The organism is Caballeronia glathei (assembly GCF_000698595.1).
GTDB lineage: Bacteria > Pseudomonadota > Gammaproteobacteria > Burkholderiales > Burkholderiaceae > Caballeronia > Caballeronia glathei.
The window spans coordinates 19,196-37,995 of sequence record NZ_JFHC01000001.1 but is presented as its reverse complement, the minus strand read 5'-3'; the positions used below and the strand labels follow the sequence as shown (position 1 = coordinate 37,995).

The following is an 18,800-nucleotide window of genomic DNA, read 5'->3' as shown; positions in this document are numbered from 1 at the left end:
GCGGCCCTTCAAAGGCCGCCGCTTTTTTCGAGCGCGTGCGTTACTTCGGCTGCATGCGGATCGCGCCGTCCAGACGAATGACTTCGCCGTTGAGCATCGGGTTGTCGAAGATCTGCTTGACGAGCATCGCGAACTCCACCGGCTTGCCGAGCCGCGAGGGAAACGGCACCATCGCGCCGAGCGCGTCCTGCACTTCCTGCGGCATGCCGAGCAGCATCGGCGTTTCGAAGATGCCGGGTGCGATGGTCATCACGCGGATCGCGCTGCGCGACAGGTCGCGGGCAATCGGCAGCGTCATTCCCGCGACGCCGCTCTTCGACGCGGCGTAGGCCGCCTGGCCGATCTGGCCGTCGAAGGCCGCCACCGACGCCGTGCTCACAATCACGCCGCGCTCGCCCGCCGCGTTCGGCTGGTTCTTCGACATGGCCGTCGCCGCGAGCCGGATCATGTTGAACGTGCCGATGAGATTGACGGCGATCGTCTTCGAGAAGAGGTCGAGCGGGTGAGGGCCGTCACGGCCGACGGTCTTCGACGCGGGCGCCACGCCCGCGCAGTTGACGAGCCCGCGCAGGCTGCCGAGCTGCGTCGCGGCTTCGACGGCGCGCTTGCCGTCGTCTTCCTGGCTCACGTCGCATTTCACGAAGACGCCGCCTAGCTCCTTCGCGAGCGTCTCGCCCGCCGCTTCGTTCATGTCGGCAAGCACGACCTTGCCGCCGTGTTCCGCCACGAGGCGCGCCGTCGCGGCTCCCAGTCCCGATGCGCCGCCCGTGATCAGAAAGACGTTGCCTTGAATCTCCATGTCCGCTCCTTCGCTGTTTCTCTCGTATCGCGCCCTGTCGTCCTGGTTGCCGCGGGCGCGTTCATGTTCGGTTTGCCGCAACGATTGTAGCGGCTGGACGGGCCGCGATCGCGAGAGCGCCGGGATGGCGCCGCAACGCTTCGCAGCAACGCTTCGACGCAACAAAAAACCCGCTCACGTGGAGCGGGTTTGTCGTCGATGCAGGCCGGTCTTGCGGCCCGGCTTACTTCAGCGCCTCGAACACGCGCGCACGGATGTCGTCGACGGAACCGAGCCCCGAGATCTTGCGGTAGGCCGGCGCCTTCAGGCTGCTCGCGTCGCCGTGCTGCGCCCAGTTGTTGTAGTACTCGATGAGCGGCTTGGTCTGCGCGACATACACGTCGAGCCGCTTCTTCACGGTCTCTTCCTTGTCGTCGTCGCGCTGGATCAGCGGCTCGCCGGTGACGTCGTCCTGCATGTCGTTCTTCGGCGGATTGAACTTGACGTGATACGTGCGGCCCGACGGCGCATGCACGCGGCGGCCGCTCATGCGAAGGATGATTTCGTCGAACGGAACGTCGATTTCGAGCACGTAGTCGATCGCGACGCCCGCGTCCTTCATCGCTTCCGCCTGCGGCAGGGTGCGCGGGAAACCGTCGAACAGATAGCCGTTCGCGCAGTCCGGCTGCTGCAGGCGTTCCTTCACGAGGTTGATGATGAGCGTGTCCGGCACGAGTTCGCCGGCATCCATGAAGCCCTTCGCCTGAACGCCGAGCGGCGAGCCCGCCTTCACCGCCGCGCGCAGCATGTCGCCCGTCGAGATCTGCGGAATGCCGAACTTCTCCTTGATGAAGTTTGCCTGGGTGCCCTTGCCCGCGCCGGGCGCGCCCAACAGGATCAAACGCATGGTGGTATCTCCGAATCGTATTGAAATCGCTGCGTCGCGAGGCTTAGGTGGCATCCGGTGATGCGCTGCTCGTGCGGCGTCGGAAAGATGGCGATGCGGCCGGTCGGAGAGACGGCGCGGCACCAGTCGACAGCGGCGCAACGTTGAGCGTGGCGCTGACCGGATGGCTCGCGCAATCGCTTGATTATGCCATGGCTTGTTGGGGCCGCGGCCGCTAAAAGCGGCCGGGATGCCCGCTATGGCGGGGCCGGGCGGGGTTAACACGACTTGCGCGGAGGTTCAAGTTGGCGCTTCGGCCGCGCGGATGTGTTCAGGTGAACGCGGGCCGTACGGTGCGTCAGTGCGCGTCGCCAAAGAGCGCGCGAACGCGTGCGAGATCGGCTGGCGTATCGACGCCCGGCGGCGGTGCGTCGGCTGTCACGAGCACCGCGATGCGCTCGCCGTGCCACATCGCGCGCAGCTGTTCGAGCGCTTCGGCCTGCTCGATCGGCGCCTGGGCGAGCGTCGGATAGACGCGCAGGAACTTCGCGCGGTAAGCATACAGCCCGATGTGGCGCAGCACGTTCGGCGGCACGTCCGGCAGCGCGGCGAGCGCGCCGACGTCGGGCCAGTGCGGCTGCCATGCATCGCGCGACCACGGAATCGGCGCGCGCGAGAAGTACAGCGCGACGCTTTGCGCGTCGAGCGCGACCTTCACGACGTTCGGGCTGAACACGTCGGCGGGATCGTGGATCGGATGCGCGGCCGTGGCGATCGCGCACGACGGATGCGCCGCCAGATGCGCCGCGACATCGCGCACCAGTTGCGGGTCGATCAGCGGCTCGTCGCCCTGCACGTTGACGACGATCGTGTCGTCGCTCCAGCCGAAGTGCGTCGCCACTTCCGCCAGGCGATCGGTGCCGGTCGGATGATCGGCGCGGGTGAGCAGCACCTCGATGCCGTGCGCCTTCGCGACGTCGGCGACACGCTGCGAATCGGTTGCGACCAGCACCTGCTGCGCGCCCGACTGCTGCGCCCGTTCCGCGACGCGCACGACCATCGGCTTGCCGCCGATATCGGCGAGCGGCTTATCGGGCAGCCGCGTGGAGGCGAGGCGCGCCGGAATGACGGCGATGAAGGGCGGCGTGGAAGGAGCGGTCATGGAGCAACTGGCGGGAGCGGGACTATTCGGAGTGATTGCGCCGGACCCGGGATGCGCCGGCGCGGTTCGGGAGGCGTCGGCCGCCCTCAGTTGCCGCCGACCGGCTTGAGCGGCTCGACCGGCGTGCCTTCGACGGTCTGGCGCGCTTCGTCGGGGAGCATCACGGGAATGCCGTCGCGGATCGGATAGGCGAGCTTGTCGGCGCTGCAGATGAGCTCCTGCGCCGCGCGGTCGTAAGTGAGCGGGCCCTTGCAGATCGGGCAGACGAGGATTTCAAGCAGGCGTGCGTCCACGGAGTTTCTCCACAACTAGAGCGATGAGGCGGGGCTTCAGCACGGCTTCGACTGGGACGACCCAGATGCGCGCGTCGCGCCAGGCCCCAAATTTTACTGCATCCTTCTCGGTAATCAGGATGGCGTCGGCGTCGATGCCGGCAAACGGATTCTCGCGATACGAGTAGTGATCGGGAAAGGCGCGCGTCGCGGGCGTGATGCCCGCCGCGCGCAGCGTCGCGAAGAAGCGCTCGGGCGAGCCGATACCCGCCGCGGCCGCGACTTTTTCGCCCGCGAACTGCGCAAGCGGCCGGCGCACGGCAGGGTTGTCGAGCAGCCACGCGTCGCCGGGCTGCAGATCGAGCGCGAACGTGTTCGGCCACGGCGGCAGCGTGCGTTCGTAGGGGCTGTTGACGAGCGTCGCGTCGCGCCGGCGCGACATCGGCTCGCGCAGCGGACCCGCCGGAAGAAGAAAGCCGTTGCCGCCCAGGCGGTCGTCGAAGACGACGAGTTCGAACGCCCGCGCGAGACGGTAGTGCTGAAGACCGTCGTCGCTCACGATCACGTCGACGGACGGATTCGCCTTCAGCAGCGAGCGCGCCGCCTCCACCCGGTCCGGGCACACGAACACCGGCGCATGGGTGCGGCGCGCGATGAGCAGCGGCTCGTCGCCGACGTGCTCCGGCAGGCTCGACGCCTTCACGCTCGTCGGCTGCGCCACCTTCGCGCCGTAGCCGCGCGAGACCACGCCCGGCTGGAAGCCGGCGCCGCGCAGCGCCTCGACGAGCGCGATGACGGTCGGCGTCTTGCCCGTTCCGCCCACCGTCACGTTGCCGACCACGACCACCGGCACGCCAACCTCGACCGGTTTCATCCACCCGAGCGCGAAGAGGGCGCGCCGTGCCGCCGCGACCGCGCCGAACACGCAGGCGAACGGCGTCAGCGCCCACGCCACGTAGCCGCGCTTGCGCCATTCGCGTGCGAGGAAGTTCTCGATCGGCGGCTTGAAATCAGACATGGACCGCCTTGGCGCCAGGATTGGCGGCGAGGCGCGACGGGGTTGGCATCAACGCGATTCTCCGGAAAACGTGCTCGACCGGGCGGGGCTTGCCGTCCGGTCCTCGAACCCGGCACTCTAGCGCGCCGCCGCTCCGGGCGCCAGTCGCGCGGCCCGCCGACGCGCATGCAGCGGGCCTCGCGCGGCCTGTGGATAACTCTGTGAAGAACTTGTCGCACGAATGCCGAAAATCCGCGCCGGGAAAGAGTTGCATCGGCGATGAGAACGGTTTCGATAAAAATCGTATTTAAAATCAATGCACTAGGACGATCGCACGGCCTTTCCCGGGCGATCGGGCGCGCGCGTCGGTAAGTCCTTCTGTGTGGACACTTGGTACACTTCCAGTCCTTTTCAGCGCTCGATCGACCTGACGGCATATCGTCCGAACGGTCGATTCGGAATCACTGGCCGCCATGAATCCCGATCCCCTGTCGCCGCAAGGCGGCGACGCCGTCGTCCCCGTTTCCGTGCTGAACCGCGCGATCGGCACGCTGCTGGAACGCTCGTTTCCGCTCGTGTGGGTGTCGGGCGAAGTCTCGAATTTCACGCGGGCCGCGAGCGGCCACTGGTACTTCTCGATCAAGGACCAGCATGCGCAGATGCGCTGCGTGATGTTCCGCGGCCGCGCGCAGTACGCGGAGTTCACGCCGCGTGAAGGCGACAAGATCGAAGTGCGCGCGCTCGTCACGATGTACGAGCCGCGCGGCGAACTGCAACTGAACGTGGAAGCGGTGCGCCGCACGGGGCAGGGGCGTCTCTTCGAGGCGTTCCTGCGGTTGAAGGCGCAGCTCGAAGGCGAAGGACTTTTCGCCGCCGAGCGAAAGCGCGCGTTGCCCGCGCATCCGCGCGCGATCGGGATCGTCACGTCGCTGCAGGCCGCCGCGCTGCGCGATGTGCTCACGACGCTCGCCCGGCGGGCGCCGCACGTGCCGGTCATCGTCTATCCCGCGCCGGTGCAGGGCGCGGGGGCGGGCGCGAAACTCGCCGCGATGGTCGAGGCCGCGAACGCGCGGCGCGAAGCGGATGTGCTGATCGTGTGCCGGGGCGGCGGGTCGATCGAGGATCTGTGGGCTTTCAACGAGGAAGTGCTCGCGCGGGCGATCGCCGGGAGCGCGCTGCCGGTGGTGAGCGGCGTGGGCCACGAGACCGACTTCACCATCGCCGATTTCGCCGCCGACGTCCGCGCGCCCACGCCCACGGCCGCCGCCGAGCTCGTCAGTCCGCAGCGCGTCCTGCTTCTTCGCGAGCTCGATCAGCGTCACGCGACGCTCGCGCGCGCCTTCGGCCGGATGATGGAGCGCCGCGCCCAGGAGCTCGACTGGCTCGCGCGGCGGCTGGTGAGCCCGGCGGAGCGGCTCGAGCGGCAGCGCGTGCATCTGCGGCAGCTCGCGACGCGCCTCGCGTCCGCGGGCGCCCGGCCGGTGCGCGACGCGCGCGCGCGATTCGCGCTCGTGCAGTTGCGCTGGCAGCGCTGGCGTCCGGACCTCGATGCCGGGCGCGAGCATCTGATGCGCGTCGCAGAGCGGTTGAGGGCGTCGCAGGCAAGGTTCCACGAGCGTGCGGCGGCGCGGGTGTCGGAGTTATCGGCGCGCTTGCAGGTGCTGAGTCCGCAGCGCACACTGGAACGCGGCTACGCTGCGCTCATCGATACGCAGACGGGCCGCGCGGTACGCACGCCGGATGCGCTGAAGCCCAAGCGCCCGCTCACGGTGCATCTGGCCGAAGGCTCCGCCGACGTGATGCTCGCCGACGTGCAGCCGCGCCTCTCCGACGAGTTCTGACAGAGGAATCGCTCATCGGGCGCCGCGTATTTTTGACGGCAGGAATCGCGTGCCGCCGAGCATTTTTTACGCCGTGCCTGACATCCTGCAAGCGATCCTGCTCATAAAGGGCATGCGGTTTGCGGGGTTATCCCAACTCGCCTACAATCCATTGCTCCACTGCCTCACTCCTCAGATCCCCACAATCAACATAGAAGGAAGCACGCATCATGGAACATACGCTCCCGCCGCTGCCGTTCGACAAGAACGCGCTCGCTCCGCACATGTCGGAAGAAACGCTTGAGTACCACTATGGCAAGCACCACCAGACCTATGTGACGAACCTGAACAAGTTGATTCCGGGCACCGAATTCGAGAACCTGTCGCTCGAAGAGATCGTGAAGAAGTCGTCGGGCGGTGTGTTCAACAACTCAGCGCAAATCTGGAATCACACGTTCTTCTGGAACAGCCTGTCGCCGAACGGCGGCGGCGCGCCGTCGGGTGCGCTCGGCGATGCGATCAACGCCAAGTGGGGCTCCTACGACAAGTTCAAGGAAGAATTCACGAAGGTCGCGGTCGGGACGTTCGGTTCCGGCTGGGCATGGCTCGTGAAGAAGGCGGACGGCACGCTCGACATCGTGTCGACGAGCAACGCCGCCACGCCGCTCACCACGGATTCGAAGGCGCTTCTCACGCTCGACGTGTGGGAACACGCGTATTACATCGACTATCGCAACGCGCGTCCGAAGTTCATCGAGGCTTACTGGAATATCGTGAACTGGCAATTCGCCGCGAAGAATTTCGGCGCGTGAGGTTCAGTGCAGCGTGACAGGTTAGTTTGGAAAGTGCGATAAAGACTGGAAAATCCAAACCAGGCGCTGCAATAAAATCTGGAAACAGTAGTGAATACGAAAGCCCTCCGATGTGAGGGCTTTCGGCCTTCCGGCGTCCTCGCAGGGAAGAGACTGCGCTTTGGCGCTAGACATCGGTTCACGCATTTCGCGGCGGCGATATCCGTTGCGATCTTGGCGGGCTGATGACGATCTGGGCGGCGGGTTCAAGCGGACCCTCGCAATCTCCGCAAAGTCGACATGACATCATGTCGTCGCCGAGACGCACCGTGCGCGGCGACCGGGGCAGGGCGTCCGCTCTCCATTCTTCAAGCGGTGCTTCGATTGTCGATTACTGGTGCCGTGCATTCGGACGCCCACGGGCATAGATGAACGCGTAACAAAAAAGCGTTATCGCCATGTCCCATCGGCTCGCGTCAGGGTGATCGAACATCAGCCACGAATAGAGCGCCAGCACTGCTGCCCTTGCCTCAACGATTCCGAACCGAACCTCGACCCGGCTGGTCAGCCTGCGCTCCGCGCAGTGCTAGCGTCAGCGTCCGCATAGGCAGCGAAGTCTGTGAAACCCACCTCGCCGCGCCGGGTGTAATAAGTGGACCGGTCCGCTTCGACTAATGGCCAGCGGTGCCTGAGACGCTCGACAAGGTCCGGGTTGCCAATGTATGGCCTCCCCATGGCAATCAGGTCCACTAACCCGGTGTCAAGCGCAGCCTGAGCCTTCTCGCGGTTCGTGAAGCCGCCGCACCAGATGATTGCGCCGGGAAACACCGCCCGAACCTTGGCGAGCACAGCGTGGTCGATGTGGAGTTCCTTGAACTCGGCGCTTTCCATGTTTCCCGGAGGCAACAACTGGTAAAGCAAATGAATATATGCGACTCCGCGGCGGCCCAATTGCTCGCAAACGTACAGCAACGTTTCCTCGGCAAGAGGGTCCGCCGGTATCGAGTTGTACTCGCCGAAAGGAGACAGGCGGACGCCAACGCGCCCCGGACCCAGTTCGCGTACCGCTGCGTCGACGACCTCCATCAGGAAACGCGTCCGATCTTCCACGCTCCCACCACCGTAGCGATCAGTGCGGGTGTTGTGCACAGAGTTCGTGAACTGCTCGAACAGATAGCCGTTGGCTGCGTGGAGTTCGACACCATCAAAGCCGACCTGCCGCGCGTTGGCGAAGGCTTGCGCAAAGGTTCCGACCAAAGCCGACACTTCATCCGTGCCGAGGCGCCTCGGCGTGCCTGCACGCATATAGCGCAGCTTGCCATCCTCGCCGTGGGCGAACACATCGGAATTCGCAGCCTTTTGCTCAGTCACCCCCCAAGGAGCCTTGCCATTTGGCATGAGTGACGGATGTGCCATCCTGCCGACGTGCCAGAGTTGCACGAATATCGTACCGCCGTTACGGTGAACTTCATTGGTCACCAACCGCCAGCCCTGCAGCTGGTTTTCGTTGTATATGCCAGGTGTCCAAGCGTAGCCTTTGCTGGACGGCGCCACGTCGGTAGCTTCGGTCACGATCAGGCCAGCACCGGCTCGCTGCCCGTAATACATCGCCATCAGTTCATTGGGGACGTCACCCTCGGACGTCCGCGTACGAGTCATCGACGGCATTACAATCCGATTACTCAGTGGGACGGTGGCACCAAGCAGTTGAGGTTCGAACAGGTCTAACATGGAGCTTCCTTCGATTGAAATTTACCTGTCTGTAAGCTTATTCGCCGACAGGCCTTTCAATCCACACACGCTTTGGTCAGGAGTTGGCGATGAAGGTCATTAATAAACTGCCGGGCTTGCCGATCGAGCGCGCGCTAGCCGTCGTTTCGGGACGCTGGAAGGCGGTCATTCTTCATGTGCTGCTGGATGGCCCGCAACGCACGTGCGAGCTGGAGAAGCGCATTGCCGGCATCTCGCAGAAGGTGCTGATTGAGCAGCTGCGAGCGCTAGAGGAACATGGAATGGTGGGCCGGCAGCCCAGCGCCGAGGATAGTCAGGGGATCGAATACTTGCTCACCCCGCTCGGCGAAAGCCTGCGGCCCATCCTGGATTCCCTGATCGAATGGGGAGCGCATCATGCTAGGGAACTCGATGAGGTCCACAGGCTTCTGCCATGTGATGCTGTCGTTCGAGACCGCGCGATCCAATAGGTCAGTAGAATCAGTGGGCGCTAATGAGTCACGAAGCGATGTAATTCCGATGGACACGCTACGCAAATGCGGCAGGCGACGGCCGGTATAAGCGGCGGGCCCGTCCCCTGCCTCGACCGGTCGCATCGGACGCGCTGCCTTGGCGCCGGACATGCTGCTGCGACTGCCGTCTGAAAGACGCGCATTGTCCCTCGAACATCATCTCGCGCAAGCGACCATCGAAGCTTTTTCAGGCGCGTGCTGCGCCCGAACCCGGTACCGCGCAAGATCGTCACGATCAGTTGCGCATCTACACGGCAGCACTTCGCTCTCAAGCGCCATCTGCCGCGCGCTTCACGCTATCGCAAACAGCTTGCTGACCGGTTCGTTACATGGCGCGAATTCACCAAGCTCACTCTAAATCCGTCCTTCGCTTGCTGATCGGTCATCACGCGTGCGGTCATGCCGCTTCATTCGCACCGGGCTGACAAAGCTGTTGCGGGTCATCCAGCAGCACACAAGCATGGCCGTCTTACAGCGTCCTGAAAGGACAGGTAGCGCTCGCTCGACTGGCAAGCGCGATAGTCATCTTGATGATCGTCATTTGCTACTGACCAAACGGTGTGTAGAGGCGGAGGGTACCGAAAAGTAATATTGCCGATCGTACCTGACGGAAGGAAGCCATATGGTGGACCTGTTTGAAGCTCAAGTACTGGGCTGCTGTCGATGACCGCCGCTTTGGAGGCACACCGGGATCGGCATATTGGCGGGAAGTTGCGCACTCTCGCGGGGATTCATCGCTATGAAAGTGTTCCTGCAACCAGTTCAGGGAATGCCTTGGCAAACTCGAGGAAACTCTCTTGCGCGTAGTTTCTTCGATTAACGGAATAGGACAGAACATGAATCTGAATGGAATCGACGTCGCAGCGCTCAAATGTCTTGTCGAAGAAGTGAGGGACAACGCCGAAAAAGGTACAGCGGCCTTTAAGGTTAAGACTGAATGGAAGGGGCAGACCAGGACGGTGTCGACCGTGTCGGCATACGAGCTCAACGGCACAAAGGTCAGCCGTGACTTCGAAATCCCTGCTGACGAACCGACTGAACTGCTAGGCAGCAATACTGCGGCTAACCCGCAAGAGCTTCTGATGGCGGCGCTCAACGCCTGCATGTCGGTGGGCTACGCTGCAAATGCGGCGGCGATGGGCATCAAGCTCGACTCGCTCGAAATCGAGACGGAGGGCAAGCTTGATCTCCGTGGGTTCCTCGGTCTCGATCCGGCAATCAAGCCCGGTTATGAAGCCGTCAACTACACGGTTCGCATCAAGTCGAATGCCCCGCGTGAGATGGTGGAAGAGTTGCATCAGTTGATCATGAAGACTTCACCGAACTTCTCGAACTTTGCGACGAGCATCCGCATGGTTCCGCACCTTGTGGTCGAAGGCGCGTAAAGCGCCTTTCCTCTCGAGTTTTTCGCCGGAAGAAGTGGTACGTCTGAAGCACGCCACGTGCGCGTGTCAATTGAGTAGCTTATTACCGGCTGGTGCATAACGCTCTTCTGTTGACTGAGTCAGGGTTGCCGCGGGCAAGGGCTTTAGACGGGTTCAAATCACCCAATCATGGGTGATCCCTTTTGCCTATCGAGGCGACTCCAGGTCCATCGCGACGCGGGCGATTGCGTCCGCGTGGATGATCGCGCTGTCGACCGTCGGGTAGCCCGGATTCTCGCCGCCAAATGCGAGCGACAGGTCCGTGCCTCCAAGGACAATCACCTCCGCTCCCTTATCCCGGCACAGCTTTCGACCTGTCTCGTGCAAATAGTCGCGCTGCTCCGATGTCGCGGATCCCGCAACAGCTATAGCGACGTAGCAAGCATGGACACGGTCGATTTCATCGGGATCGACAGTCACGACCTCGGCCGAAGATACGCCATAGAGACGAGACTCCATTACGGCCCGCGCTCCAAGAACGCCAACTCGAGACAAACCTCTCCCGGCGAAATAGGCGTCCAGAACGGGAATGGCGTTGATGAGCGGCAGGCTGGATATGGCTGCCAGATCCTTAATGCAGAAGTGCCCACCCATGGATGTAACAGCCACAGCTTCACAGCCTCCTGCGCGCAACTGATCGATGTAGCTCGCGAAGATGGCCGCTTGCTCGGCAGCGCGACCTGCTTCCAGATTCGCGATCAACTCAGTGGCATCGCCATGAACGATAGTCAGGGAAAGCCGTCGCTTTGCGTCAGCGTGGAGGCGTACGAGCCTTCGATAATAGACTTCGGTCGCCGCGGGTCCGATGCCGCCGATCAATCCAATGTGCATTGCATGTACCCTTTGAGTGCTTGTTGAGAGACGATTTGACTGAGCCCGGCTGGCCGCAGACTTCCAGTATCCAACCGATAAGGGTCGCCTTAAGGTCAGGCCGTGGACTTCAGGAGTGGCCTATGCGCGCCGAGGGGTGGCGTGACGCTGCCAACCCAGCCCGCCCCAGCTGTCATGGCCTAACTTGCAAAGCCGTGTTTTCAGCCACGTCATCGCATGGAAGGCCCGACGGGCGACCTGCAATATGGGCACGATTCTCCCTATGAAACACGTAAGCTCGGCGCGCCGCGGACTACCTGCGTGGCGCGTGTTGCCGAGTCTGCTTCGCATGTTGCGCTCCGCCTGATCAGTTTGACTTGGGCCGAATCTGCGTGCGAAGCAGCCGTTGATCCACCTCGACCGCTGTTCAGTTGCGCGCGCCTGGCGTCGGCGATTCGACCTTGGTACGTTGCCACCCCTCGAGTATTCCGTGGGCTTCGAGCAAGCGACGCTCAATGCTCTTCTCGTCTCTTTTCACTCTGGCCGTCAACTCGATGACGTAACCATTAGGATCGCGCAGGTAGATCGACTGGATAACCCCATGATCCGACGGGCCGCGCACTTCGACGCCAGCGGCGACCGCTTTCTCCTTGTAGTTCGTCAGGGTTGGTACGTCGGGGATTTCCAGCGCGATGTGCAGGTCGAAATCTGACTTGGGCTCGAAGATACCCTCGTGCTCGTCGCCCATGACTTCGAAAAACGCGAGAAAGGAGTGGTCGGCCATTTCGTAGAAGGTATGTAATGCCTTGATTGGACGGCCGGTCTTGGTCGCACTGAGTTCCACCGCACTCGCCAGTCGCAGTCCGAGCAGATCCTCATAGAATCGCCGCGTTTCTTCTGAATCCCTGCATCGGTAAGCGTTGTGATGCAAACCCTTGATATCGGGTGAATAGTCAGTCATATGTGCTCTGATGTAAGAGAAGGCTGTGCCGGCGAAATCGCCGCTCTCGGGGAATGAGCGCGGTGTTGCGTGAGCGATCGCCCTCGCTGCACGAAGCAGGCGATCACTGGGTTGCCACACGATGTTTGACACAAATGTCATAATTAACCGGAAACGTAGATTACTTGGACACATGTGTCAATATTAAGTCTTCATCGGTTCCTCGTTCATTCAGATGTCCGGCCAGCACCTGGCGGGACGGTCCACCTGTGCGACACCACGAACAGTTGGATGATATTTATCGAAATAACGTCCAGGACCGGTCAAATATTCCAAATGGATATTGCGACCGGACTGGAGACCCGCATGCTCCGGCCCAGCGGCACCGTCCAGATGTCACCCGCTCTCTCCCCAGGCCGTTTTGCGAGATACGACCTGACCGTGCGCGAAACTCATTGGTGTTTCCACCCGAACGCGGTTAGCAACCATCAAGAAGGTGTATCGGTATGCGCCGCCCCCGGCGCGCAGTTCGGGTGAGGCACGTAAGCTGTATGAAGGTGTTACCGCGGCGGCGGTTTGTGTGATCGCTGATATCTGAAGGATCAGATTCAGGTTCCGGCTCAGCGATCGCGCACGAGCGAGTCGCCGTTGTGCTTAGAGAACGTTCGCTCCCGTCGCGGCGACATGAATGACTGGAGCTGGTCGGCCAGAGACGTTTGCACAGCACGCGTCGGCATCTCGCACACCGGTGATCGGGCAAAGGTCAATTGCAAACAAGGCGGTGAGCCGGCGCGGCGTTGTGCGCCTCAATTGGGTGGTGCCAACTGGCAATCCGCCCGATACCAACGATCGACCTGACGCTGCGCCGCCCGCAGATCATCCGGATAGTACGGATCGTTGAACCTTGATGGGTCGTACCCCGCCTTTCTCAGCGCCGCCAGTTCACTCCGGTTGCGCTCGGGCGTGATGGGCTCATTGCTCCTGAGAGCGGCGAGATCGCGGCATTGGGTTGCGCTCAGATGCGGCGCGCCTTCCGGCATGCCACCTGCGGCGCAGCCCGCGAGCGAGAACGTCAATGCGGAAACCAGGGGCCAGACCTTCGACGAGTTCTCCATGTCACGTCTCCCTTTAGTGAAGCAACTCAGTATGACCAATGACACCAGCGCCGGGATAGCGACTCGTGCAGAAGCCAGTCGTGCGGCTTCGTCCGGCCGTCCTTACCGGCTGGATCCCTGACGTTCCAGACTGGTCCTCTATTCTGGATTGCCAGACCTGTGTGCGCCATATTTCCCCCGCGCGATCGTAGGGACGCGTCTCGCGCGCGCGAAATACCGTCCGTCATCGCGCCGGGCGTGTTCCCTGGAGGCCCGTCGCGGCATCACTGAACGAAGGCGTCTTGCGCGTCGGCGGTCTGCCGCGGGGAGCAAGTTCCGAGTTGAGTGAACCAAACGCCGATTCAAAGTTAGATGGTTTGTGAGTTTGCTGTTCTTCGAACGCGTTGGCTGCAAAAGCCACAGATCGTCGCCGCGCGAAATCCTCGACCCTGCGCACGCGACGATCGGTGACCGGCTCGGTTCGGCCAGTATGAGACATTCCACGACCACGACCAGATGGCAACAATCGTTGGCGTATGGGTGCGGCCGAACGTTAGCTCAAGCCATCGGCCACTATTGCTGCGTGAGCATCAGGTTCAGGTTCTGAACCGCAGCACCGGATGCGCCTTTGCCAAGATTATCGAAAACCGCGGACAGCAGGACGTGCCCGTGTTCCGTGTTAGGAAATACGCTTAAGCACATGTCGTTCGTACCGTTCAGCACTTGCGGATCCAGGTGCTTCAAGACGCGCGATTCGTGCAGCGGCAAGACACGTACGTGGGCCGCTTCGGCATAGTGGCGTGCGAGGCATGCGTGTAACGTGGCGCCATCCACGTCGGGTGCCATCAGCCGCAACTCCAGGGGCACCGTCAGCACGATGCCCTGGCGGAACGCACCGTACGCAGGGACGAAGATGGGACGCTGCGCGAGCCCGGCGTGATGCTGGATCTCCGGGGTGTGCTTGTGCGCGAGTTCCAGACCATATACCTGGTATGAAGGCGCGTTGACGGCACTCTGTCCCTCGTGTTCCTCCACGCCGGCACGCCCGCGTCCGGAGTAGCCGGACACCGCATGAATGCTGATAGGGTAGTTGCCTGGTATGAGCCCAGCCTGCAACAGCGGACGCAGCAAGCCAATTGCACCGGTCGGATAGCAGCCGGGATTGCTGACCCGACGTGCGTTCGCAATGCGCTCACCCTGTCCCGGCGTCATTTCCGGAAAGCCGTATGTCCAGTCCGGCTGTGTGCGGTGGGCGGAACTTGCGTCGATTACTCTGACGGCAGGATTAACAATGGCGCCCACTGCCTCGCGCGCGGCGGCATCAGGCAAACAGAGGATGGCGATGTCGCAGGCGTTGATGGCTTCTGCTCGACGCCGCGGATCTTTGCGTTCCGCATCGGCAAGCGTGAACAGTCTAAGGTCGGTCCGGTCGCGCAGCCGTTCGTGGATTTGCAACCCGGTGGTGCCTTGGTCGCCGTCGATGAAAACAACGGGAGAGCTCATGCGTGGAATACTCCGGTGGGCGTGCGTTGTAACAAGTAGAACGAGCCCCTATGTTCCATGCAGCGCTAGAATAGAGAAAGTTGAATTTCATAACGTGAATATTCAGTTTTTCTGAATCTGGACGCCGACATGCGAGAGATCAGCCTGGACCGCTTGCGCACTCTGGTCGCCATTACCGACCGTGGTTCATTTGCCGATGCGGCGCGTGCATTACATCTGGCGCCGCCAACGGTCAGCCTCCACATCGCTGAACTCGAAGACCGCATTGGGGCTCCGCTCCTGTCACGGAAGCGCGGACATGTAAGGCCGTCGGCGATAGGAGAGGTGCTGGTGGAGCGCGCGCGTCGACTGCTGGCCGATGCGGAGCAGGCGTTAGACGATATTCAACGCCAGGTGCAGGGGCTCGAAGGGCGCGCGCGGCTTGGTGCGTCGACAGGTGCGATCGCGCACCTGTTGCCGCAAGCGCTTGAGGTGCTGCGCCAGCACCATCCCGGTATCGACATTCAGGTTGCAGTACTCACGTCGCATGAAACGCTGTCCCGACTGGCGGATGGAACGCTGGATGTTGGGCTGGTCGCGCTGCCTCAGCCCCCGGTGGCTGGACTCGTGATAAAGCCTTGGCGCCGCGACCCCGTGATGGCCTTTGTGCCGGCGCATTGGCGGTGTCCGGCCCGCGTCACGCCTGCCTGGCTCGCCGCTCAGCCTCTCATTCTCAATGACGCGACCACGCGTCTCTCGCGTCTGACTGCGGATTGGTTCGCGACCGGGGGGCAGCATCCTGCGCCGCGCATTCAGCTCAACTACAACGACGCGATCAAGAGTCTGGTAGCGGCAGGTTACGGCGCAGCGCTGCTGCCCCATGAGGCCACTACGCCATTACCCGACAGGCGCATTGTCATGCGACCGCTGCGCCCGGCGTTGTGGCGTCGGCTCGGCATTGCACATCGTGCGGGGTACGTTGAGCGTTCCACGCACCACGTACTTGATGTGTTGTGGGATCTGCGATTGGCGTAGGAGTTGCCGTTTGCGGCTTCGGTTCGTTCTCGCTGGGACAGTAGCCTTATTGCACGCCATGACGAACGAATGGCCGGCTCGTAGAAGTTCGACCGACCGAATCGGGTCGATGACGTGGACGACCTTGCGCTTCCCGCCGCACAGCGGCACAAACTCAGTCGGGCCCGAGGGCGGTCTCGCAACCTTTTTTCCTCCGGCCCCGACAACCTGACAATGCCCCGATCGCACAGGGTGGGGAATTTTGCTTCGACAGTTACGCGTAAATTATGGCCGTCGTTGACACACGTCGAGCACCTTGTCGCGGATGGCGCGCCAGATGCGCGGCACGACGCGCAGTCCCGCGGTCATGCCGGGATCGTAGTAATGCACGATCAACGTACGGCGTTCGCCTTGCTCGACATGAAGGTTCGCATGCCGCGTGACGAAGCCGTTGAACGCATAGATGTTGCCCGGCAGGCACGCGATCCGATCGCAGTGTTGCCGCGAGAGATCGCGCCAGGTCTGCGCGCGACGCACCGCGAGCGGCAGGCGGCGCAGCGCGATCAGCCAGGCCTTGGCCATCAGGTTGGTCGCCGCCGACAGCAAGTAGCGTGGCTGGCGGTAGACGATCAGATCGCCGTTTTCCTCGGCGTCGTGCGCCGACTGTAGCGGAATCAGCAGCGTGAGGATATGCGAGTCGTAATGCCGCAGATGGCTCTGAGCGGGCAGTGTCCGGTTTATGCAACGCAATACGCAAAGCGGTTCGCCATCGATCATCAGCCCATTCTGTGCGGCCCAGCGTCGCGAGATGCTACAGGCCCGCTGTTCGACGCGCCGGAACTCACCGTGCTGCCGGAGTAGTTCGACGACGCGCGCAGTCGTCTGCGTCGCACGCCGGCCGTCGGCTGGTTGCCAGGTGTCGCGCGTCTCGTCGATGGTCGCATTGATCTGTTCGAGCAGAGTGAGCGGCACCACGCCCTCGAACAGGCGGATGCCAGGCGGCACGATATCGGTGTCCTCCTCAAGCATCGCTGGATCCTTCACGACCGGCGATCCTGCAACGCGCGGCAGGTCCGAACGAAAGCCGTTGCGCGGCCGGGTCCCGATGCGAACTGCGTGCGGCGGACGTACAGATACGCACGCGTTGCTGGCGGATCCGGTTCGCAGATGGCGCGGGCGGCCGGACGGGTATCGGGTTTCGGTAGAGAGAGGCGAGCGATGAACGAAGCAAAATCTGTCGGCAACCGGTCGGGGAAGTGTCAGTGCCACCTTAAATCATGTGACCGCCGCCGAATGGGACAAGATATTTCCACAATCCGCCACGTCGCACCGCATGTCGTTCTGTAACGACATTTCAAAAGCCGGACCGCCAGAACGGCAAGGGCGATGAGGGACGCGTCCAGACCTTCGGCGCCGGCATTCGCCACTGTCTCGGCTACCGGCTTGCGCCAATCGAGTTCGATTAACGCTGCGCCTGCTGCTCGAACGCCCGCCGGAACTGCGGCAGACCAATCCGGACAAGCTGAGCTGGAATCAGCGGGGTAACGATCCAGGGGTGATGGAACTGCTAAGGGGCGTTCTATCGAACGGCGATGCCGGTTACCTTGTCTCGCTTTAGTAACTCTGTTCAAAAGCCGTTAGTTTAGGCAGCACCACCCCAAGATAATCGCAATGTACGGTGCCATGCCGGCGCAGCGGGTTGAGCGTAATCATCTAGCTCAGGGATTCCCCGCCGCCAAGGACAATGTCGTGAACGTTGGCTGAATAGACCCACTCGCGCGCTTGGCGATGCACTAAATCAACAAATGGCGAGGGCCCGCTGCAATAGATTTGCGAGTTCGCTTGAGTGGGACTTAGTGCGTGGGAAACGATCTGCGAAATCTGTCCGGTGGTTTGACCAAAATAGTGATGGACGCGACCCTGGCCTCGGAGCTTGTCCAGTTCGTCCCGATAGAGTGCGCGTTCGGGCGACCGGGCGAAGTTATGCAACTCGAAGCTTTGGCTGGCCGCTGCGAGTCGTTTCGCGATTCCTGCAATCGTTGCAACTCCGACATCCGTGGCAAACAGAATCGATCGCGCTCGATCCTCGACGGGAACAGCATCGCTTCTCGGCGTACTCACGAATACCTCTTTGCCGTGATTCAACGGGAAATCGGGAGACGCTGCGTCGGCGTCGTCATCTCCTTCCTGTCTCACTACGAGGACATAGGCATCGGGCCGGGAGGAAAAGGAACATAGCGCATAAGATTTCGCCCCGTAGTTGGCGCGGTCCGGAACAAGATCGACGTAAGCGCCATCATCAAAGGGCGGAAGCCGGGACCGGAATTTCGTCTGAAGTTCGACGGCATGGAAGCCCCGAGCAAGTTGCCATTTTCGAGTCACGATAACTGCAGTCAGGTTGTCGTACATGTCTGCTCCAAGAGGACGTCCGCCACATCCGCAAGGCGTGTCGGTGTATGGATTGCATGGATGGGTCCGATCAGAAAACGGTTGGCAGGACCATGGAATCGAGGGTAGAGCGCGTGGGAACGTTCAGCAAGATGCCGTAGTTGAATGCCGGTCATGTGACGTCGCCCATACGCGTGCTGGCGCTTGAGGCAAACACCGTTCGATCGCCAGACGATGCGCAAGTTTTGGCCGTGGGCCGGTGCGCAGAGGAGGACATTCAATTGGCGGTGCCAACCGGAACGCTGCGTTCAGGTGGCGACCGGGCCGGTCGAGCATCTGTTTGAAACACTCAAGTTCTGGATGTGTTCCGCGCACTTCCTGACGTAAACGCTTCCGCGTATGCGAACCGAGATGAGCGTTCGCGTATTGGCGTGCAACCTGAAGCGAGCAATGAGTATCCTGGGTACGCAGTCGTTGATTGATGCGATGAGAGCGTAAAAGCGCGCACCCTGTTGCCATATAAAAGGAAGGGGCGAAGTTGCTCTCGTCGATCGCGTGCGCCCGGTGACTCGCCGATATGCTACGGCCGGCCGCGTCGGGAAGCAGTCGGCAAGATGCGGACGGTCGATACCTTCGGTCTCCGGCAGGCAGACAGCACATAGCGTCCACAACAAATTTCGGGTATTTTTTGCTCAAGCG

At 62.2% G+C, this 18,800-nt stretch carries 17 protein-coding genes and 2 pseudogenes; 7 read left to right on the top strand and 12 right to left on the bottom strand.

Features of this window, described 5'->3' with window-relative positions; translation table 11 throughout:
* Positions 1 to 40 precede the first annotated feature (40 nt).
* From BG61_RS00165 to lpxK, 5 genes are all read right to left on the bottom strand, one after another.
* Positions 41 to 799 (bottom strand): 3-hydroxyacyl-CoA dehydrogenase, encoded by a 759-nt coding sequence (locus BG61_RS00165; RefSeq protein WP_035940979.1) that lies wholly within the window; start codon positions 797 to 799, stop codon positions 41 to 43.
* A 223-nt stretch (positions 800 to 1,022) separates the two neighbouring features.
* Positions 1,023 to 1,685, bottom strand: a complete 663-nt coding sequence (adk, locus tag BG61_RS00160) for an adenylate kinase (protein ID WP_035940978.1) — start codon at positions 1,683 to 1,685, stop codon at positions 1,023 to 1,025.
* Between the two features lie 337 nt (positions 1,686 to 2,022).
* Positions 2,023 to 2,826, bottom strand: a complete 804-nt coding sequence (gene kdsB, locus BG61_RS00155) for a 3-deoxy-manno-octulosonate cytidylyltransferase (RefSeq protein ID WP_035940976.1) — start codon at positions 2,824 to 2,826, stop codon at positions 2,023 to 2,025.
* An 86-nt stretch (positions 2,827 to 2,912) separates the two neighbouring features.
* Positions 2,913 to 3,119, bottom strand: a complete 207-nt coding sequence (locus BG61_RS00150; RefSeq protein ID WP_035940973.1) for a Trm112 family protein — start codon at positions 3,117 to 3,119, stop codon at positions 2,913 to 2,915.
* Complete coding sequence (lpxK, locus tag BG61_RS00145) at positions 3,100 to 4,116, bottom strand: tetraacyldisaccharide 4'-kinase (protein WP_035940971.1); 1,017 nt, start codon at positions 4,114 to 4,116, stop codon at positions 3,100 to 3,102. The genes BG61_RS00150 and lpxK overlap by 20 nt, the downstream gene beginning before the upstream one ends.
* 452 nt (positions 4,117 to 4,568) lie before the next feature.
* Between lpxK and xseA the strand changes: the two genes are divergently transcribed.
* Positions 4,569 to 5,936, top strand: a complete 1,368-nt coding sequence (gene xseA, locus BG61_RS00140; protein ID WP_035940970.1) for an exodeoxyribonuclease VII large subunit — start codon at positions 4,569 to 4,571, stop codon at positions 5,934 to 5,936.
* A 209-nt stretch (positions 5,937 to 6,145) separates the two neighbouring features.
* Positions 6,146 to 6,727 (top strand): superoxide dismutase [Fe], encoded by a 582-nt coding sequence (gene sodB, locus BG61_RS00135; RefSeq protein WP_035940968.1) that lies wholly within the window; start codon positions 6,146 to 6,148, stop codon positions 6,725 to 6,727.
* A gap of 543 nt (positions 6,728 to 7,270) precedes the next feature.
* On the opposite strand, the gene BG61_RS00130 is transcribed toward sodB, so the two are convergent.
* A complete protein-coding gene (locus BG61_RS00130) occupies positions 7,271 to 8,437 on the bottom strand; it encodes an alkene reductase (protein ID WP_035940967.1) in 1,167 nt (388 codons plus the stop codon).
* Positions 8,438 to 8,526: 89 nt separating this feature from the next.
* On the opposite strand from BG61_RS00130, the gene BG61_RS00125 reads away from it, so the two are divergent.
* From BG61_RS00125 to BG61_RS00120, 3 genes and pseudogenes are all read left to right on the top strand, one after another.
* Positions 8,527 to 8,907: a winged helix-turn-helix transcriptional regulator gene (locus BG61_RS00125; RefSeq protein WP_035940966.1), complete on the top strand. Its 381-nt coding sequence runs from the start codon at positions 8,527 to 8,529 to the stop codon at positions 8,905 to 8,907.
* A gap of 294 nt (positions 8,908 to 9,201) precedes the next feature.
* Positions 9,202 to 9,327: pseudogene (locus BG61_RS43150) on the top strand (IS6 family transposase); the annotation flags it as partial.
* Between the two features lie 458 nt (positions 9,328 to 9,785).
* Positions 9,786 to 10,334 (top strand): OsmC family protein, encoded by a 549-nt coding sequence (locus tag BG61_RS00120; RefSeq protein ID WP_035940964.1) that lies wholly within the window; start codon positions 9,786 to 9,788, stop codon positions 10,332 to 10,334.
* Between the two features lie 186 nt (positions 10,335 to 10,520).
* Here BG61_RS00120 and BG61_RS00115 read toward each other — a convergent pair whose 3' ends face one another.
* The 4 genes from BG61_RS00115 to argC form a co-directional block, all read right to left on the bottom strand.
* A complete protein-coding gene (locus tag BG61_RS00115; RefSeq protein WP_035940963.1) occupies positions 10,521 to 11,204 on the bottom strand; it encodes an aspartate/glutamate racemase family protein in 684 nt (227 codons plus the stop codon).
* Positions 11,205 to 11,610: 406 nt separating this feature from the next.
* Complete coding sequence (locus BG61_RS00110) at positions 11,611 to 12,144, bottom strand: VOC family protein (protein ID WP_035940962.1); 534 nt, start codon at positions 12,142 to 12,144, stop codon at positions 11,611 to 11,613.
* A 785-nt stretch (positions 12,145 to 12,929) separates the two neighbouring features.
* Positions 12,930 to 13,238, bottom strand: a complete 309-nt coding sequence (locus BG61_RS00100; RefSeq protein WP_035940958.1) for a DUF4148 domain-containing protein — start codon at positions 13,236 to 13,238, stop codon at positions 12,930 to 12,932.
* Between the two features lie 552 nt (positions 13,239 to 13,790).
* Positions 13,791 to 14,720: an N-acetyl-gamma-glutamyl-phosphate reductase gene (argC, locus tag BG61_RS00095; RefSeq protein WP_035940957.1), complete on the bottom strand. Its 930-nt coding sequence runs from the start codon at positions 14,718 to 14,720 to the stop codon at positions 13,791 to 13,793.
* A 129-nt stretch (positions 14,721 to 14,849) separates the two neighbouring features.
* On the opposite strand from argC, the gene BG61_RS00090 reads away from it, so the two are divergent.
* Positions 14,850 to 15,734: a LysR family transcriptional regulator gene (locus BG61_RS00090; protein ID WP_035940956.1), complete on the top strand. Its 885-nt coding sequence runs from the start codon at positions 14,850 to 14,852 to the stop codon at positions 15,732 to 15,734.
* A gap of 264 nt (positions 15,735 to 15,998) precedes the next feature.
* Here BG61_RS00090 and BG61_RS00085 read toward each other — a convergent pair whose 3' ends face one another.
* Both BG61_RS00085 and BG61_RS39850 read right to left on the bottom strand, forming a co-directional pair.
* Positions 15,999 to 16,982, bottom strand: coding sequence for a hypothetical protein (locus BG61_RS00085; RefSeq protein ID WP_129572359.1), 984 nt, complete (start codon positions 16,980 to 16,982; stop codon positions 15,999 to 16,001).
* Between the two features lie 444 nt (positions 16,983 to 17,426).
* Entirely contained in the window at positions 17,427 to 18,122 is a 696-nt protein-coding gene (locus BG61_RS39850) for a ferredoxin reductase domain-containing protein (RefSeq protein WP_075584106.1), read from the bottom strand.
* A gap of 306 nt (positions 18,123 to 18,428) precedes the next feature.
* Here BG61_RS39850 and BG61_RS44940 point away from each other — a divergent pair.
* Positions 18,429 to 18,599, top strand: a pseudogene (locus BG61_RS44940) (IS5/IS1182 family transposase); the annotation flags it as partial.
* Between the last annotated feature and the right edge of the window lie 201 nt (positions 18,600 to 18,800).

Coding starts and splice junctions, on each gene's coding strand:
- lpxK (WP_035940971.1), bottom strand. CDS start 4,116: ATGTCTGATTTCAAGCCGCCGATCGAGAACTTCCTCGCACGCGAATGG.
- BG61_RS39850 (WP_075584106.1), bottom strand. CDS start 18,122: ATGTACGACAACCTGACTGCAGTTATCGTGACTCGAAAATGGCAACTT.
- argC (WP_035940957.1), bottom strand. CDS start 14,720: ATGAGCTCTCCCGTTGTTTTCATCGACGGCGACCAAGGCACCACCGGG.
- BG61_RS00165 (WP_035940979.1), bottom strand. CDS start 799: ATGGAGATTCAAGGCAACGTCTTTCTGATCACGGGCGGCGCATCGGGA.
- BG61_RS00130 (WP_035940967.1), bottom strand. CDS start 8,437: ATGTTAGACCTGTTCGAACCTCAACTGCTTGGTGCCACCGTCCCACTG.
- BG61_RS00090 (WP_035940956.1), top strand. CDS start 14,850: ATGCGAGAGATCAGCCTGGACCGCTTGCGCACTCTGGTCGCCATTACC.
- BG61_RS00120 (WP_035940964.1), top strand. CDS start 9,786: ATGAATCTGAATGGAATCGACGTCGCAGCGCTCAAATGTCTTGTCGAA.
- kdsB (WP_035940976.1), bottom strand. CDS start 2,826: ATGACCGCTCCTTCCACGCCGCCCTTCATCGCCGTCATTCCGGCGCGC.
- BG61_RS00100 (WP_035940958.1), bottom strand. CDS start 13,238: ATGGAGAACTCGTCGAAGGTCTGGCCCCTGGTTTCCGCATTGACGTTC.
- BG61_RS00125 (WP_035940966.1), top strand. CDS start 8,527: ATGAAGGTCATTAATAAACTGCCGGGCTTGCCGATCGAGCGCGCGCTA.
- BG61_RS00110 (WP_035940962.1), bottom strand. CDS start 12,144: ATGACTGACTATTCACCCGATATCAAGGGTTTGCATCACAACGCTTAC.
- xseA (WP_035940970.1), top strand. CDS start 4,569: ATGAATCCCGATCCCCTGTCGCCGCAAGGCGGCGACGCCGTCGTCCCC.
- sodB (WP_035940968.1), top strand. CDS start 6,146: ATGGAACATACGCTCCCGCCGCTGCCGTTCGACAAGAACGCGCTCGCT.
- BG61_RS00115 (WP_035940963.1), bottom strand. CDS start 11,204: ATGCACATTGGATTGATCGGCGGCATCGGACCCGCGGCGACCGAAGTC.
- adk (WP_035940978.1), bottom strand. CDS start 1,685: ATGCGTTTGATCCTGTTGGGCGCGCCCGGCGCGGGCAAGGGCACCCAG.